At 65.2% G+C, this 12769-nt stretch carries 12 protein-coding genes; 4 read left to right on the forward strand and 8 right to left on the reverse strand.

The genetic code is table 11. The features are described 5' to 3' along the window. Positions 1–4: 4 nt before the first annotated feature. The 3 genes from F6B93_RS14675 to F6B93_RS14685 all read right to left on the reverse strand — a co-directional run bounded on the left by F6B93_RS14675 (position 5) and on the right by F6B93_RS14685 (position 3900). Positions 5–673, reverse strand: a complete 669-nt coding sequence (locus tag F6B93_RS14675) for an Rv1352/Rv1906c domain-containing protein (RefSeq protein WP_246540793.1) — start codon at positions 671–673, stop codon at positions 5–7. A gap of 339 nt (positions 674–1012) precedes the next feature. Then, positions 1013–2386: a metallopeptidase TldD-related protein gene (locus tag F6B93_RS14680; RefSeq protein WP_211695739.1), complete on the reverse strand. Its 1374-nt coding sequence runs from the start codon at positions 2384–2386 to the stop codon at positions 1013–1015. Beyond that, entirely contained in the window at positions 2383–3900 is a 1518-nt protein-coding gene (locus F6B93_RS14685; protein ID WP_211695740.1) for a TldD/PmbA family protein, read from the reverse strand. The genes F6B93_RS14680 and F6B93_RS14685 overlap by 4 nt, the downstream gene beginning before the upstream one ends. Positions 3901–3933: 33 nt before the next feature. Here F6B93_RS14685 and F6B93_RS14690 point away from each other — a divergent pair, with 33 nt between their 5' ends. Genes F6B93_RS14690 through F6B93_RS14700 form a run of 3 tightly spaced genes read left to right on the forward strand, consistent with a single transcriptional unit; the run spans position 3934 to position 6956 of the window. Beyond that, positions 3934–4806, forward strand: coding sequence for a carbohydrate ABC transporter permease (locus F6B93_RS14690; RefSeq protein ID WP_211695741.1), 873 nt, complete (start codon positions 3934–3936; stop codon positions 4804–4806). Next, positions 4793–5620, forward strand: coding sequence for a carbohydrate ABC transporter permease (locus F6B93_RS14695; protein ID WP_211695742.1), 828 nt, complete (start codon positions 4793–4795; stop codon positions 5618–5620). Before F6B93_RS14690 ends, F6B93_RS14695 begins: the two co-directional genes overlap by 14 nt. Positions 5621–5633: 13 nt before the next feature. Beyond that, complete coding sequence (locus F6B93_RS14700; protein ID WP_211695743.1) at positions 5634–6956, forward strand: ABC transporter substrate-binding protein; 1323 nt, start codon at positions 5634–5636, stop codon at positions 6954–6956. 17 nt (positions 6957–6973) lie between these two features. On the opposite strand, the gene F6B93_RS14705 is transcribed toward F6B93_RS14700, so the two are convergent. Genes F6B93_RS14705 through ddaH form a run of 4 tightly spaced genes read right to left on the reverse strand, consistent with a single transcriptional unit; the run spans position 6974 to position 11467 of the window. Further along, positions 6974–7873, reverse strand: coding sequence for a universal stress protein (locus F6B93_RS14705; RefSeq protein ID WP_211695744.1), 900 nt, complete (start codon positions 7871–7873; stop codon positions 6974–6976). Further along, positions 7870–9312 carry an amino acid permease gene (locus tag F6B93_RS14710; protein ID WP_211695745.1) on the reverse strand — a complete coding sequence of 481 codons (1443 nt, stop codon included), beginning with the start codon at positions 9310–9312 and terminating at the stop codon, positions 7870–7872. Before F6B93_RS14710 ends, F6B93_RS14705 begins: the two co-directional genes overlap by 4 nt. Positions 9313–9341: 29 nt before the next feature. Next, the gene (rocD, locus tag F6B93_RS14715; protein ID WP_211695746.1) at positions 9342–10592 is read right to left on the reverse strand and encodes an ornithine--oxo-acid transaminase; all 1251 of its coding nucleotides are present in this window, start codon (positions 10590–10592) and stop codon (positions 9342–9344) included. After that, positions 10589–11467 carry a dimethylargininase gene (gene ddaH / locus F6B93_RS14720; RefSeq protein ID WP_211695747.1) on the reverse strand — a complete coding sequence of 293 codons (879 nt, stop codon included), beginning with the start codon at positions 11465–11467 and terminating at the stop codon, positions 10589–10591. The genes rocD and ddaH overlap by 4 nt, the downstream gene beginning before the upstream one ends. A 127-nt stretch (positions 11468–11594) precedes the next feature. On the opposite strand from ddaH, the gene F6B93_RS14725 reads away from it, so the two are divergent. Then, a complete protein-coding gene (locus tag F6B93_RS14725) occupies positions 11595–12041 on the forward strand; it encodes an Rv2324 family transcriptional regulator (RefSeq protein ID WP_211695748.1) in 447 nt (148 codons plus the stop codon). A 14-nt stretch (positions 12042–12055) separates the two neighbouring features. Here F6B93_RS14725 and F6B93_RS14730 read toward each other — a convergent pair whose 3' ends face one another. Further along, a complete protein-coding gene (locus F6B93_RS14730; protein WP_211695749.1) occupies positions 12056–12712 on the reverse strand; it encodes a TetR/AcrR family transcriptional regulator in 657 nt (218 codons plus the stop codon). Positions 12713–12769 lie beyond the last annotated feature (57 nt).

Genomic DNA, 12769 nt, shown 5'->3' on the forward strand with positions numbered 1-12769 from the left:
CGGATCAGTACAGGTAGACAACCGCACCGTCGCCGCCGCGGCACTCGACCAGTGACCCCGTGCTGGTACAGGTCATCGTGTAGGACTCGCCCGTCACCGGACTGACGGCGTCGATCTGGCGGGGCGTGGAACTGGGAGGTCCGCTGGCTCCATAGGCAAGCCGCACCTGTTCGGCGAATGGACACGACGTGCCCGATGTTCCGGCTGCAGATTGAGTGAAGCCGCCCGCGGGCCCAGCCTCGCTAGGACACGCCTGGGCATCGTCTGGGAGCGCGACCGGCGCGGTCGTTGTTGTGGTTGTTGTGGTTGTTGTGGTCGTTGTCCCCGTAGTAGTCGTGGCGCCGACGTCAGATTCCCGGGTCCAGGCTGAGCAACGCCGCGTGTTGAATCCGACATCCGTGGGCAAGATCTTCACCACGTGCGACCCGGTCCCGGCGCCGTTCGCAATGACGTCATCCATGGTCCCGTCGAGCCCCCTTAGCCGCTCCCAATAGCAGCCTCGGCCGCCCTCCGACCGATACGTACCTGGTTCGATGTCGACTCCCACCTGGTAGGTGCCGTCACCGGGAACAATCGTCGGCGCGCGCGCGGATTCGCGAGGCGGCGGAAGCGACGCCGTCGTTCCGGGATATATCGGCGGCAGCCGCGATTCCTCGCTATCGTGCCTCGTCACCCTCGGTGCGGCAGACCTGCCGCCACTGCCGAAACAACCGGACACACCGCAGACCGCTACCACGACGGCGGCGACGACGAACAGCGCTCGAACCCGACGCCCACCGGCGGCCAAACACGCAGCAAGCGTGTTGCTGGCGTTACGGATGATGTCAAACGTCAGCTCGACCGCCTTGGCGTGGGAAAACTAAGAGCGCACCTCGGCGGCAGCGTCGACGGCGAGGTGCGCAAGGATACAAGTTAGCGCATCCGCCTACCACAATGCTGCTTTTGCGCAATCGGCGAGCAAATTCGAGGTTGCGTCGCAAGACCAGTCGCTAGCGATCGGCCACTCACCCCCTTATTGCGCCTGGCTCACCGACGACATGTGGAAGTCGGGTATCCGCAGCGCAGGCATGGCCGCGCGCGTGGCCCAATCCGCGCACTCACGGGGCAGGGTCCGCTCGCTAACCCCTGCCTCGGTGGCCCGTCGCAGCAGGTCAAGCGGGCTTTCGTTGAACCGGAAGTTGTTGACGGCCGCAGTGACCTCGCCATCCTCAATGAGATAGACGCCGTCGCGGGTGAGCCCCGTCAGCAGCAGCGCGGTGGGATCGACATCGCGGATGTACCACAGCGTGGTCAGCAGCAGCCCGCGCTCGGTACTGGCGATCATGTCGGCGAGATCGACCGATCCGCCGGTCATCACCAGGTTATCCGCGGCAACCGCAACCGGAGCATCGAACTTGGCTGCGGTGGCCCGCGGATAGACCAGCGCGTTGATCACCCCGTCGCGGATCCAGTCCACCCGCGCAACGTCCAGTCCGTTGTCGAACACCGACTGCGTCTCCGAGGAGTTGCTGACCGCAACGAACGGGCTACACGCCAGGCCTGGCGCGCTCGGGTCGGAGTACAGGGTGAGCGGCAACCCGGTGAGCCGTTCCCCCACCCGGGTGCCACCGCCGGGCGCAGACAATGCGGTCCGGCCTTCCTGCGCGCCACGGCCGGCCATCGACCATGCCAGATAGATCATCATGTCCGCCACTGTCGACGGCGGCATGATCGTCTCGTAGCGGCCGGCCGGCAGCTCCACCGTGCGCTGCGCCCATCCCAATCGCGTCGATAGCTGCTCGAGCAGCAAGTCCGTTGGCACCTCGGCAAAATCGGGCGTGCCGATCCCCACCCAGGCGCTCGCGTCGCCACGTTTGCCGTTGATCTCGATTGCCCCCGTGGGCTGGGTGTAGCGCCGTCGCAGCCCCGTCGACGACGCCAGGAACGTCGTCGAAACGTTGTGGTGCGCAAAGCCATACAGGCGGTCAGTGCCACGGAACCCGCGGCTCAGCGATCCGGCCATGCCAGTGAAGACACCGACCCCGGTGCCAGGCACCGGCGCGTCCCAATCGGCAGGCTCACCGGCGTCACCGAGCAGCGGCGCGGTATCACCGGCCTCCGGCGCCGAGCGGGCCGCGTCCTGAGACGACACCACCAGGCCGGGAAGCACCGACGGGTCCACTTCGGCGGAGACCACGGTGCCGACGCAGGCGCTATCTCCGCGTCGCACAATCGAGACCACCGCAACGCTGCGGCTGACCGCAACGCCGTTGGTGGTCATCGAATTTCCCGCCCAGCGCAGCGTCGCCTCGACGTTGTCCGTGACCAGCACCATGGTCTCGTCCGCCCGGCTAGATTTGACCGCCTCATCCAACACGATGTTGACGACTTGCTGCGGCTCGATCATCGGCCACCCTCGGTTCGTGTGTTGAGCACGTTGATACCTCGAAACAAGGCCGATGGACAACCGTGGCTGACGGCGGCGGCCTGTCCCGGCTGCGCTTTCCCGCAGTTGATGGCTCCACCGAGCCGCCAGGTGGACGGGCCTCCCACGGCTTCCATCGCATTCCAGAAATCGGTCGTGGTGGCCTGATAGGCGACGTCACGCAGCTGCCCGTATAGCTGGCCGTCCCGGATACGGAAGAAACGCTGGCCGGTGAACTGAAAGTTGTACCGCTGCATATCAATTGACCAGGACTTGTCGCCCACAATGTAGATGCCGTCGTCCACCCGGCTGATCAGATCCGCGGTACTAAGGTCTTCGGTGCCCGGCTGCAGTGACACGTTGGCCATTCGTTGGATCGGTACGTGGTGCGCCGAGTCGGCATACGAACACCCGTTGGAGCGCGGCTCCCCCAGTCGCGGAGCGAACACCCGGTCGAGCTGGTAGCCGACGAACACCCCGTCGCGCACCAGATCCCAGCTTTGCGCGGCCACTCCCTCGTCGTCATAGCCGATCGTGGCCAAGCCCGCGTCTGTGGTGCGGTCGGCGGTCACATTCATCACCGGCGAGCCATAGCGCAAGGTCCCGAGTTTGTCGGGCGTCGCGAACGAGGTTCCCGCGTAAGCGGCCTCATAGCCGATAGCTCGATCGTATTCGGTTGCGTGGCCAATAGATTCGTGAATGGTCAACCACAAGTTGGTGGGGTCGATCACCAGGTCCGTGGGTCCCGCCATCACGCTGGGCGCCCTGACCTTTTCGGCCAGCAGCGACGGCAGCTCGGCTAGTTCGTCGGTCCAGTTCCAGATCTCATCGCCGGCCACTGCTTCCCAGCCCCGCGCCGTGGGTGGCGCCAGGGTGCGCATCGATTCGAAACTTCCCGCCGCGGCGTCGACCGTCACCGCTTCCAGCGACGGCAGTAACCGCACCCGCTGCTGGGTGATCGATGACCCGAAGGTGTCGGCATAGAACGTCTGTTCCTTGACGGCGTTGAAGCGGGCCGTCGCGTGGTCGACACCGTCGGCCTCCAGCAGTCGCCCGGAGTACTCCTGCAGCACGGCGATTTTTTCGGGTGCGGGCACCCCAAACGGGTCGATCCGGTAGTTGGACACCCACGTGGCGTTGGGGTACGCCGGCTCCGGTGCCAGTTTGACCCGCTCGGAGTTCAGCGCCGCCAGCATGGTCGCCACTTGTACCGCGTGGCGCGCGGTTGTGGCGGCGACGCCCGGCGCCAACTCGGCGTGGGAAGCGAATCCCCATGTGCCCGCGACGATCACCCGGACCGCCAAGCCGAGCTCACGACTGATCACTGCGGTTTCCAGCTCACCGTCGCGCAGTTGAATGATCTCGGTGGCGACGCGGTGAATCCGCAGGTCGGCGTAGCTGGCCCCGGCCGCGATGGCTGCCGACAAGGCGGCGTCGGCCAGCACCGAGCGCGGCAGATCCAAGAAGTCGGCATCGATGTCCCGGTTCGGCGTCACGACTCCACCGTAACGACCGGCTTTAATACACCCATGCGCGACGCCCCACGCCGAACCACCACCCTGGCATATGCCCTGCTCGCCCCCAGCCTGTTCGGCGTGGTCGCCTTCTTGCTACTGCCCATCCTGGTCGTGGTCTGGCTCAGCTTGTATCGGTGGGACCTGTTGGGTCCGCTGCACTACGTCGGCCTGGCCAACTGGCGATCGGTGGCTACCGACTCCGACTTCGGCAATTCGCTCGTGGTGACCGCCGTCTTTGTCGCCATCGTCGTCCCGACGCAGACGGTGCTCGGGCTGCTCGCCGCGTCGCTGTTGGCGCGGCGGCTTCCCGGCACCGGCCTGTTCCGCACGCTCTACGTGCTGCCCTGGATCTGTTCCCCACTGGCGATCGCCGTCTTGTGGCGCTGGATCCTGGCCCCCACCGACGGCGCGGTGAGCACCGTTCTCGGACATCGCATCGAATGGCTCACCGATCCCGGCCTCGCGCTGCCCGCTGTGTCGGCGGTCGTTGTCTGGACCAATGTCGGGTTCGTCTCGTTGTTCTTCCTGGCCGGCCTGCTGGCTATCCCCGATGACATCCATGCGGCCGCGCGCACCGACGGTGCCACTACCTGGCAGCGGTTCCGGCGCATCACGTTGCCGATGCTGCGGCCGACCATGTTCTTTGTCGTCGTTACTGGAATCATCAGCACTGCACAGATATTCGATACGGTCTATGCGCTGACCGCTGGTGGGCCGCAGGGCCGCACCGACCTGGTGGCCAGGCGCATCTACGCCGAGGCGTTCGAATCGGGGGCCATCGGGCGAGCTTCGGTCATGACCGTCGTGCTGTTCGTGTTGCTCATCGGCGTGACGGTCGTTCAGCGGTTGTACTTTAGGCGGCGGATCAGCTATGACCTCACCTAGCCGAACCCCCTCAACGGCGGCGATCTATTCCGGGTTGGCGCTCGGCGCGCTGATCACGTTGCTTCCCTTCGCGCTTGGCTTGCTGACGTCACTGACATCCGCGCATCAGTTCGCAACGAGCGCGCCGCTGCAGTTGCCGCGCCCACCCACGTTGGCCAACTATGCTGACCTCTCCGGTGCTGGATTTCCCCGTGCGGCGGCAGTGACCGCGTTGATGACGGCGGTAATCGTGCTGGGCCAGTTGACCTTTTCGGTGCTGGCCGCGTACGCGTTCGCGAGACTGCGCTTTCCGGGACGCGACGGATTGTTCTGGATCTACATCGCCACGTTAATGGTGCCAGCCACCGTCACTGTGGTGCCGCTGTATCTCATGATGGCCCAGCTGGGTCTGCGCAACACCTTTTGGGCGCTGGTCTTACCCTTCATGTTCGGCTCGCCATACGCGATTTTCCTGCTCCGTGAGCACTTTCGCAGCATTCCCGACGATCTGATCAACGCGGCGTACCTTGACGGCGCCAATACCGCCGACGTGATCGTGCATGTGGTGCTTCCGTCCAGCCGGCCGGTGCTGGCGGCCTTGGCGATGATCACCGTCGTCTCGCAGTGGAACAACTTCATGTGGCCGCTGGTGATTACCAGTGGCCGCACGTGGCGCGTGCTGACGGTGGCCACCGCCGAGTTGCAATCCCGATTCAATGCCCAGTGGACACTGGTGATGGCGGCGACCACGGTCGCGATCGTGCCGCTGATCGTGCTCTTCGTGGCCTTCCAACGACACCTTGCGGCATCGATTGTCGTCTCGGGGCTCAAATGAGCAGCGCACGCACATGAACCGTCCGCGCTACTCCACCCTGGTCGCCGGGGCCCTTGCGCTAGTAGCGGTCCTGCTAGCCGCCACGGCGGTGGTGTTGGGGCGCTCGGACGAACCCCACGGCGACAAGATTGTCGTGACGGTCCGGCTCTGGTCGGAACCGATAGCCGCAGCGTATCGGCGATCGTTCGAGGCTTTCAGCCGCGCGCATCCCACCATTGAGGTGCGCACCGAATTGGTGTCCTATTCGACGTACTTCACCACGTTGCGCACCGACGTCGCCGGCGGTAGCGGCGCCGACATCTTCTGGCTATCCAGCGCGTACCTGGCCGCCTACGCCGACAGCGGGCGGCTGATGAAGATCCATGCCGCGGCCGCGGACTGGGAGCCATCGGTGGTCGACCAGTTCACCCGGTCCGGCGCGCTGTGGGGCGTGCCGCAGCTTACTGATGCCGGGATTGCCCTGTACTACAACGCGGACCTGCTGGCCGCCGCGGGCGTCGACCCCGCCGAGTTGGACGGCTTGCGGTGGAGCCCGGGCGGCGGCGATACGTTGCGTCCCATGCTCGCGCGGCTCACCGTCGACGCCGACGGGCACCACGCGGACTCGCCTGGTTTCGATGGCGGCCGGGTTCGCCAATGGGGTTACAACGCAGCCAACGATCCGCAGGCCATCTACCTCAACTACATCGGATCGGCGGGCGGTGTGTTCCAACGCGGCGACGAGTTCGCATTCGACAATCCGCCGGCTATCGCGGCCTTCCGCTATCTCGTTGGGCTGATCAACACCGACCAGGTCGCGCCGCCGGCCGCCGACACCAACGGCAACGGCGATTTCTCCCGCAACCAGTTTCTGGCCGGCAGGATGGCGCTATTCCAGTCCGGCACCTACAACCTGGCACCGGTGGCGCGCGATGCGTCCTTTCCCTGGGGGGTCGCGATGATGCCTGCCGGGCCCGAAGGTCGAGTCAGCGTCACCAACGGTATTGTCGCGGCCGGGAATTCAGCGTCGGCGCACCCGGATGCGGTGCGCCAGGTGCTGGACTGGATGGGCAGCAGCGAGGGCAACGCATATCTGGGCCGCGACGGTGCGGCGATCCCGGCGGTGCTGTCAGCTCAGCAGGCCTACTTCAACTATTGGAACGCCAACGGGGTTGACGTCGCACCGTTCTTCTCGGTGCTGAACGGCTCGGGCATCCCGGCTCCGGCCGGAGCTGGCTTCGCTGCTGGAAACGAAGCTCTGCGACCGTATTTCGATGCGATGTTCCTGGGACGGGGCGACGTCGCAACGATCCTGGGGCAAGCCCAGACAGCGGCCAACGCCGCCGCCCGACGATAGTGGGGGCTCGTCGGGGCCTAGCCGGGTAGCACCAATACGGGTACCGGGCTGTGCCGCACGATCTTGCCGCTGTGGGAACCGAGAAAAACTCGGGCGATCTTGCCACGCGGCGAGGTTCCCAGCGCCAGGATCTCACCGTCGGTCCAGTTCGCCGAAGCAAGCGCCTGCTTCCAACCGTTCCCGGTGACGACGTCCAGCGCAACGTCGGCGTCGACGACGTCCTCGGTTCGCAGCTTTTCCAACATTTCTCGCGCCTGCGCCGCCCACACTTCCAGGACCGTGGTTTCCGAGTGCAGTCCGACCTCCGAGGGATACATCGTCCGGCCGCGCACCGCGAATGTGACCACCCGCACCGGCACCGCATACTCCCGGGCAAACTTAACGCAGCGCCGCACCACATCGGCGCCCTCCGCGGTGGCCGAGTAGCCGCAGGTGATGCGGGACATCGCGCCGGTACGGGATCGGTACCCGTGGGGGCTGATCGCAAGCGGCATCGGCGCCGAATGCAACAGCCGGTCAGCGGTCGAACCGATCAACACTCCCCCGCACGTGGTAGGTCCCCCGAACACGCCAAGATGGGGTACGGATCCGAGCACCAGCACCTGAGCTTCCAGTTCGGTTGCCAGCTCGATCAATCCGGCCGACACCGATCGATGGGCGCGCTTCTGATAGGTCACGTCGATCCCGTCAGCCAATCCATCGAGGCGACCCCGAGCCTCTGCCGCCGAATCCGCGGCGAGTTGATCCGCCCATTGCTCGTATTCCGCGTCGATCCGAGCGAGCGACGGCGTCGGCCATGGCTGCGGAACGATGGTCACCACCGTGAGCGACGTGTGCAGCGTTCGAGCGAGGTCGATGCCCAGGTGCAACCCCGACAGGCCCACCTCGCCGGTGCGGTACCCGACGACGACGCTCACGGCGCTTCCTCGTTCAACGCGCTATGCCGACGACCCCAGAGCAGGTAGAAGATCAATGCCGCCGCAATCCATCCGCTGAAGGCGAGCCAGGTGTACCAGGGCAGGCTGATCAGGATGTACCCGCACGCCAGGACTGACAACACCGGCGTGACGGGGTAACCCGGCACTTTGAACGCGCGGGGCAGGTCGGGTTCGCGCACCCGCAAAATGATCACTCCGATCGACACGACAATGAACGCGGTGAGGGTGCCGATGGACACCATGTCCGCCAGGCTCTCGAGCGGAATGAAGGCGGCCAGGAGTCCTGCGGAGATCGCGACGATCACCGTGTTGTTCACCGGGGTCATCGTGCGCGGATTCACGGTGGCGAACCGCGCCGGCAGCAACCCGTCGCGGCCCATCGCGAACAAGATGCGGGTCTGGCCGTACATGGTGACCAGCGTGACGGTGAAGATCGAGATCACCGCGCCCGATGCCAGAATTGTGCTGGCCAACTCGGCGTGGGTGACGTTGTCGAGGATGACGGCCAGACCGGCCTCTTCCTGCCCCGCAAAATCCTGCCACGGCTGGGTGCCTAAGGCCGCCAGTGCGACGAACACATAGAAACCGGTGACGATCACCAGCGCGGCGATCAGCGCTCGCGGCATGCTCTTCTGCGGGTTCGTTACCTCGTCGCCCGCGGTCGCCACCGAGTCGAGACCGATGAAGGAGAAGAAGATGGTTCCGGCCGCCGCGCCGATCCCGGCGACCCCGAACGGGGCAAAGCCTCTCAGATGGTCGGCGTTGTAGGCGCTGAAGGCGACGATCACGAACATGGCCAGGACGCCGAGCTTGAGCAGCACCATGATCGCGTTGACCGTCGCCGACTCGCTGGTGCCGCGAATGAGCAACATCGCGCATAGTCCGATCAGCACGATGGCGGGCAGATTCACATAACTTGGTCCCATGCCTGGATAGGAGTCCCACGGCGATTCCGACAACGCATGCGGAATCTCGAACCCGAACAGATTGGACAGCAGCTTGTTGGCATATCCGCTCCACCCGACGGCGACTGCCGCGGTGGCCACTCCGTACTCCAGCAGCAGGCAGGCCGCCACACCCATCGCGACGCCCTCGCCCAACGTGGTGTACGCGTACGAGTAGGACGACCCGGACACCGGCACGGCAGAGGCGAGTTCCGCATAGCAGATTGCCGCCAGCCCGGCTGCGACGCCGGCGATCAGGAACGAGATGATCACGCTGGGACCGGCTTCCGGCACCGCCTGCGACAGGACGAAGAAGATACCGGTGCCAATCGTCGAGCCGACCCCCAACATGGTGAGCTGGAACGTGCCGATGCTCCGCTTGAGGTTTCCGGCTGTCCCCTGTGCGACCGGAGCGCCGCTCACCGGGCGGCGCCGCAACATTTGGTCGGCAAGACTCGTCGAAGCAGTTGGCAAGTGCGCCTCCTATCGCGGGACCAGGCTGATTATGAGCCTGCGTCCCGCAAAACGAAAGCAAACTGCCGAACCGCCCAGTCGATCTCCTCGGCAGTGACCACCAACGGCGGCGCGAACCGCAGCGTCGAGCCGTGTGTGTCTTTCACCAGTACCCCACGATCCGCTAGGCGCCGGCTCATCTCTTTGCCGGTCCCCAGTGTGGGTTCGATGTCGACGCCGGCCCATAACCCGAGCCCGCGCACCGCGCGCACACCGCTGCCAATCAGTTCCGCCAGGCGGTGATGTAGGTGGGCACCCAATTCGGCTGAGCAAGATTGGAATTCCCCTCGCGCCACCATAGAAACGACGGTGGTGCCGATCGCCGCGGCCAACGGGTTTCCACCGAACGTCGACCCGTGCTCGCCGGGGTGGAGCACGCCCAGGATCTCGCGGTTCGCGACGACCGCGGACAACGGTACGACACCCCCACCGAGAGCCTTCCCGAGCAGGTAGATGTCCGGCACGACGCCCCAATGGTCACAGGCGAACGTGTGACCCGTGCGCGCGAGACCCGACTGGATCTCGTCGGCGATCAGCAATACGTTGTGCTCCGAACACAGGGCGCGCACGGCCGGCAGGTAGTCGTCGGGCGGGACGATGATTCCCGCCTCGCCCTGGATCGGCTCGAGCAGCACGGCGACGGTGTTGTCGTCGATCGCCTGTGCCACCGCGGCGGGATTTCCGAACGGTACCGAGCGGAACCCCGGTGTGAACGGCCCGAAGCCATCGCGTGCAGCGGGATCCGACGAGAAGCCAACTATGCTGATGGTGCGGCCATGAAAGTTGTTGTCCGCCACAATGATATTGGCCTGGCCGGCGGGAACGCCCTTGACGTCGACGCCCCATTTCCGAGCAACTTTGAGACCACTTTCCACCGCTTCAGCGCCCGAGTTCATGGGCAACACAAGGTCTTTCCCGCACAACTGCGCGAGCGCGGCGCAGAACGGCCCGAGTCGGTCGCAATGGAATGCGCGACTGACCAGCGTGACCGCATCGAGCTGGGCATGGGCCGTCGCAGTGATCTCGGGGTGTCGATGGCCGAAGTTGACCGCCGAGTAAGCGGCCAGGCAATCCAGGTAGCGTCGACCCTCGATGTCGGTGATCCAGGCGCCCTCGGCGCTGGCCGCGACCACGGGCAGCGGCGAATAATTATGCGCTACATGTCTTCCGGCAGCCGCGACGGCCGCCTCGGTTCCATCGAGGGCGCCGGCATCGAGAGCGGGCCCGCCAAGAATCGTCATCGGTGTACCTCCAGCGTGCAACACTTGACGGAGCCGCCGCCCTTGAGCAGTTCGGACAGATCGACGCCGATCGGCTCGAAACCCGCCTGCCGCAGTTGTGCGGCGAACGCCGTTGCTGCGGATGGAAGTACAACGTGTCGGCCATCGGAGACGACGTTCAGCCCGAAAACGTACGCATCGGCGCTGCTGACAATGATGGCGTCGGGAAACAGCATGCGCAGCTGCGCTTGCGCCGCCGTACTGAACGCCGGTGGATAGAACGCGATCGTGTGATCGTCGAGCACAGCCAGCGCAGTGTCGAGGTGATAGAACCGGGGATCCACGAGCTCGAGGGAGATCACCGGCAGCCCTAGCGCCGCGCTGATTTCGGCGTGTGCGCGCCGATCAGTGCGGAAACCATAGCCGGCCAAGACTGTTTCGCCGGCCATCAGCAGGTCGCCCTGCCCCTCGTTGATATGTCTCGTAAAGATCGGCCGGTACCCGAGAGACGACATCCACGCGGCATAGGCCTTCGACTCGCCGGCGCGCTCAGCGAACCGGAATCTCGCGACAACCGCGACGTCACCGGCGATGAAACCGCCGTTGGCCGCGTAGACCATGTCCGGTAATCCGGGCACGGGTTCGATGAGATCCACGCTGTGGCCCAGCCGACGATAGGTCTGGTACAGCCGCTCCCACTGTGCTTGCGCGAGGTACCCGTCGACCGGTGCGCTGACATCCATCCACGGGTTGATCGCGTACTCGACCGCGAAGAAGGCCGGCGAGGTCATACCGTACCGCCGCGCGCGGGGCGTACGGGTGGGCCGGCTGGCCTCGGCGCCCACCGCCGAGGGGGCCGACCCCGGACCCGCTGTGGCGAGATGGTAATCCGTCATAAACCAACGATATTTGCCACTCTCTACACAATCAAACAACGAACGTTGCGCGTCTACCGGCATTATCTTGCGCTAAGTTGTCATATACAGCGATTTATTGCACGACATACGCGGGTTGGAGGGATGGATGGACCGCCTGGACGAGACAGACGAGCGCATCCTGGGCGAGCTGGCCGAGCATGCGCGAGCCACCTTCGCCGAGATCGGCCAGCGGGTCAGCTTGTCCGCGCCGGCGGTAAAACGCCGCGTCGACCGGATGCTCGACAGCGGCGTTATCAGGGGCTTTACCACGGTGGTTGATCGCAACGCGCTGGGCTGGAATACCGAGGCCTACGTGCAGATTTTCTGCCAGGGCAGGATCGCCCCTGATCAGCTGCGAGACGCCTGGGCCGACATCCCGGAAGTGGTCAGCGCGGCGACGGTGACCGGCACGTCCGATGCGATCCTGCATGTGCTGGCCCGCGACATGCGCCACCTCGAAGCGGCGCTCGAGCGCATCCGATCCAGTGCCGAAGTCGAACGCAGCGAAAGCGTGGTGGTGTTGTCCAACCTCATCGATCGCGCCCGGCCGTAGCTGCTTGCTCAGCTTCAGCGACGCACTCCGTTGAGCATCCACAACCCAGCGTCGAGGAAAAGCCGCTCCGCATCCATCATCTGGACCAGCTCCTGAACTTGCGGGGGAAGGGCGCCCTGCTCGACCGGCAGCGGGTGGGTCATCTGCGAGACGCCCAGCAGCAGGCTCAACAGCGAAGTCACCACTCCGATCGCTTGCTCGGGAGTCAACTCGAACAGCGTCGCCACATGCTCACCGACTCGGAATGCGAGGTCGCGGGCGGCCATTTTCAGGTCGATCAGCCGCTGCAGCGAGATGTTCTGCTCGATGACGCTGCCGGCGCGTGCGGCGAGCTGCAGGTAGAGCGGTGCGTCGGTCGCGGTCCGGAAGAAAGCTGCAAGGAAAGGCTCGGCCCCGGTTCCCGCTGGAGTCGCGTCGATGACGGCATCGACCCAGAGCTGAATCTCTTCGACATACAGCGCAAGGAGCACCTCTTCACGCGTCTCGAAATAGAGGTAGAGCGTGCCGCGGGCGATTCCGACCGCCTTGGCAAGCGTGCCCATCGAGAAGCTTTCGAAACCGACGTCGGCGAGGTGCTGTCTGGCCGCGGTCACAATGGCCTGGCGGCGCCGCGCCTTCTGGTCGTCGGATCGCGCCCGCTGAAAGTCCGTGATTTTCGTCGCCTGTGCCACCTACCAGTTCCCGCCTCTTGACAGCTGACATCCTGTCATTAAATTATATATGACAGC

It is taken from the genome of Mycobacterium spongiae, from assembly GCF_018278905.1.
Classification (GTDB): Bacteria; Actinomycetota; Actinomycetes; order Mycobacteriales; family Mycobacteriaceae; genus Mycobacterium; species Mycobacterium spongiae.

Bases quoted from the DNA above. Each gene is read 5' to 3' on its own strand.
- F6B93_RS14690 (WP_211695741.1), top strand. From the start codon at position 3,934: ATGCGCGACGCCCCACGCCGAACCACCACCCTGGCATATGCCCTGCTC.
- F6B93_RS14695 (WP_211695742.1), top strand. From the start codon at position 4,793: ATGACCTCACCTAGCCGAACCCCCTCAACGGCGGCGATCTATTCCGGG.
- rocD (WP_211695746.1), bottom strand. From the start codon at position 10,592: ATGACGATTCTTGGCGGGCCCGCTCTCGATGCCGGCGCCCTCGATGGA.
- F6B93_RS14680 (WP_211695739.1), bottom strand. From the start codon at position 2,386: ATGATCGAGCCGCAGCAAGTCGTCAACATCGTGTTGGATGAGGCGGTC.
- F6B93_RS14700 (WP_211695743.1), top strand. From the start codon at position 5,634: ATGAACCGTCCGCGCTACTCCACCCTGGTCGCCGGGGCCCTTGCGCTA.
- ddaH (WP_211695747.1), bottom strand. From the start codon at position 11,467: ATGACGGATTACCATCTCGCCACAGCGGGTCCGGGGTCGGCCCCCTCG.
- F6B93_RS14725 (WP_211695748.1), top strand. From the start codon at position 11,595: ATGGACCGCCTGGACGAGACAGACGAGCGCATCCTGGGCGAGCTGGCC.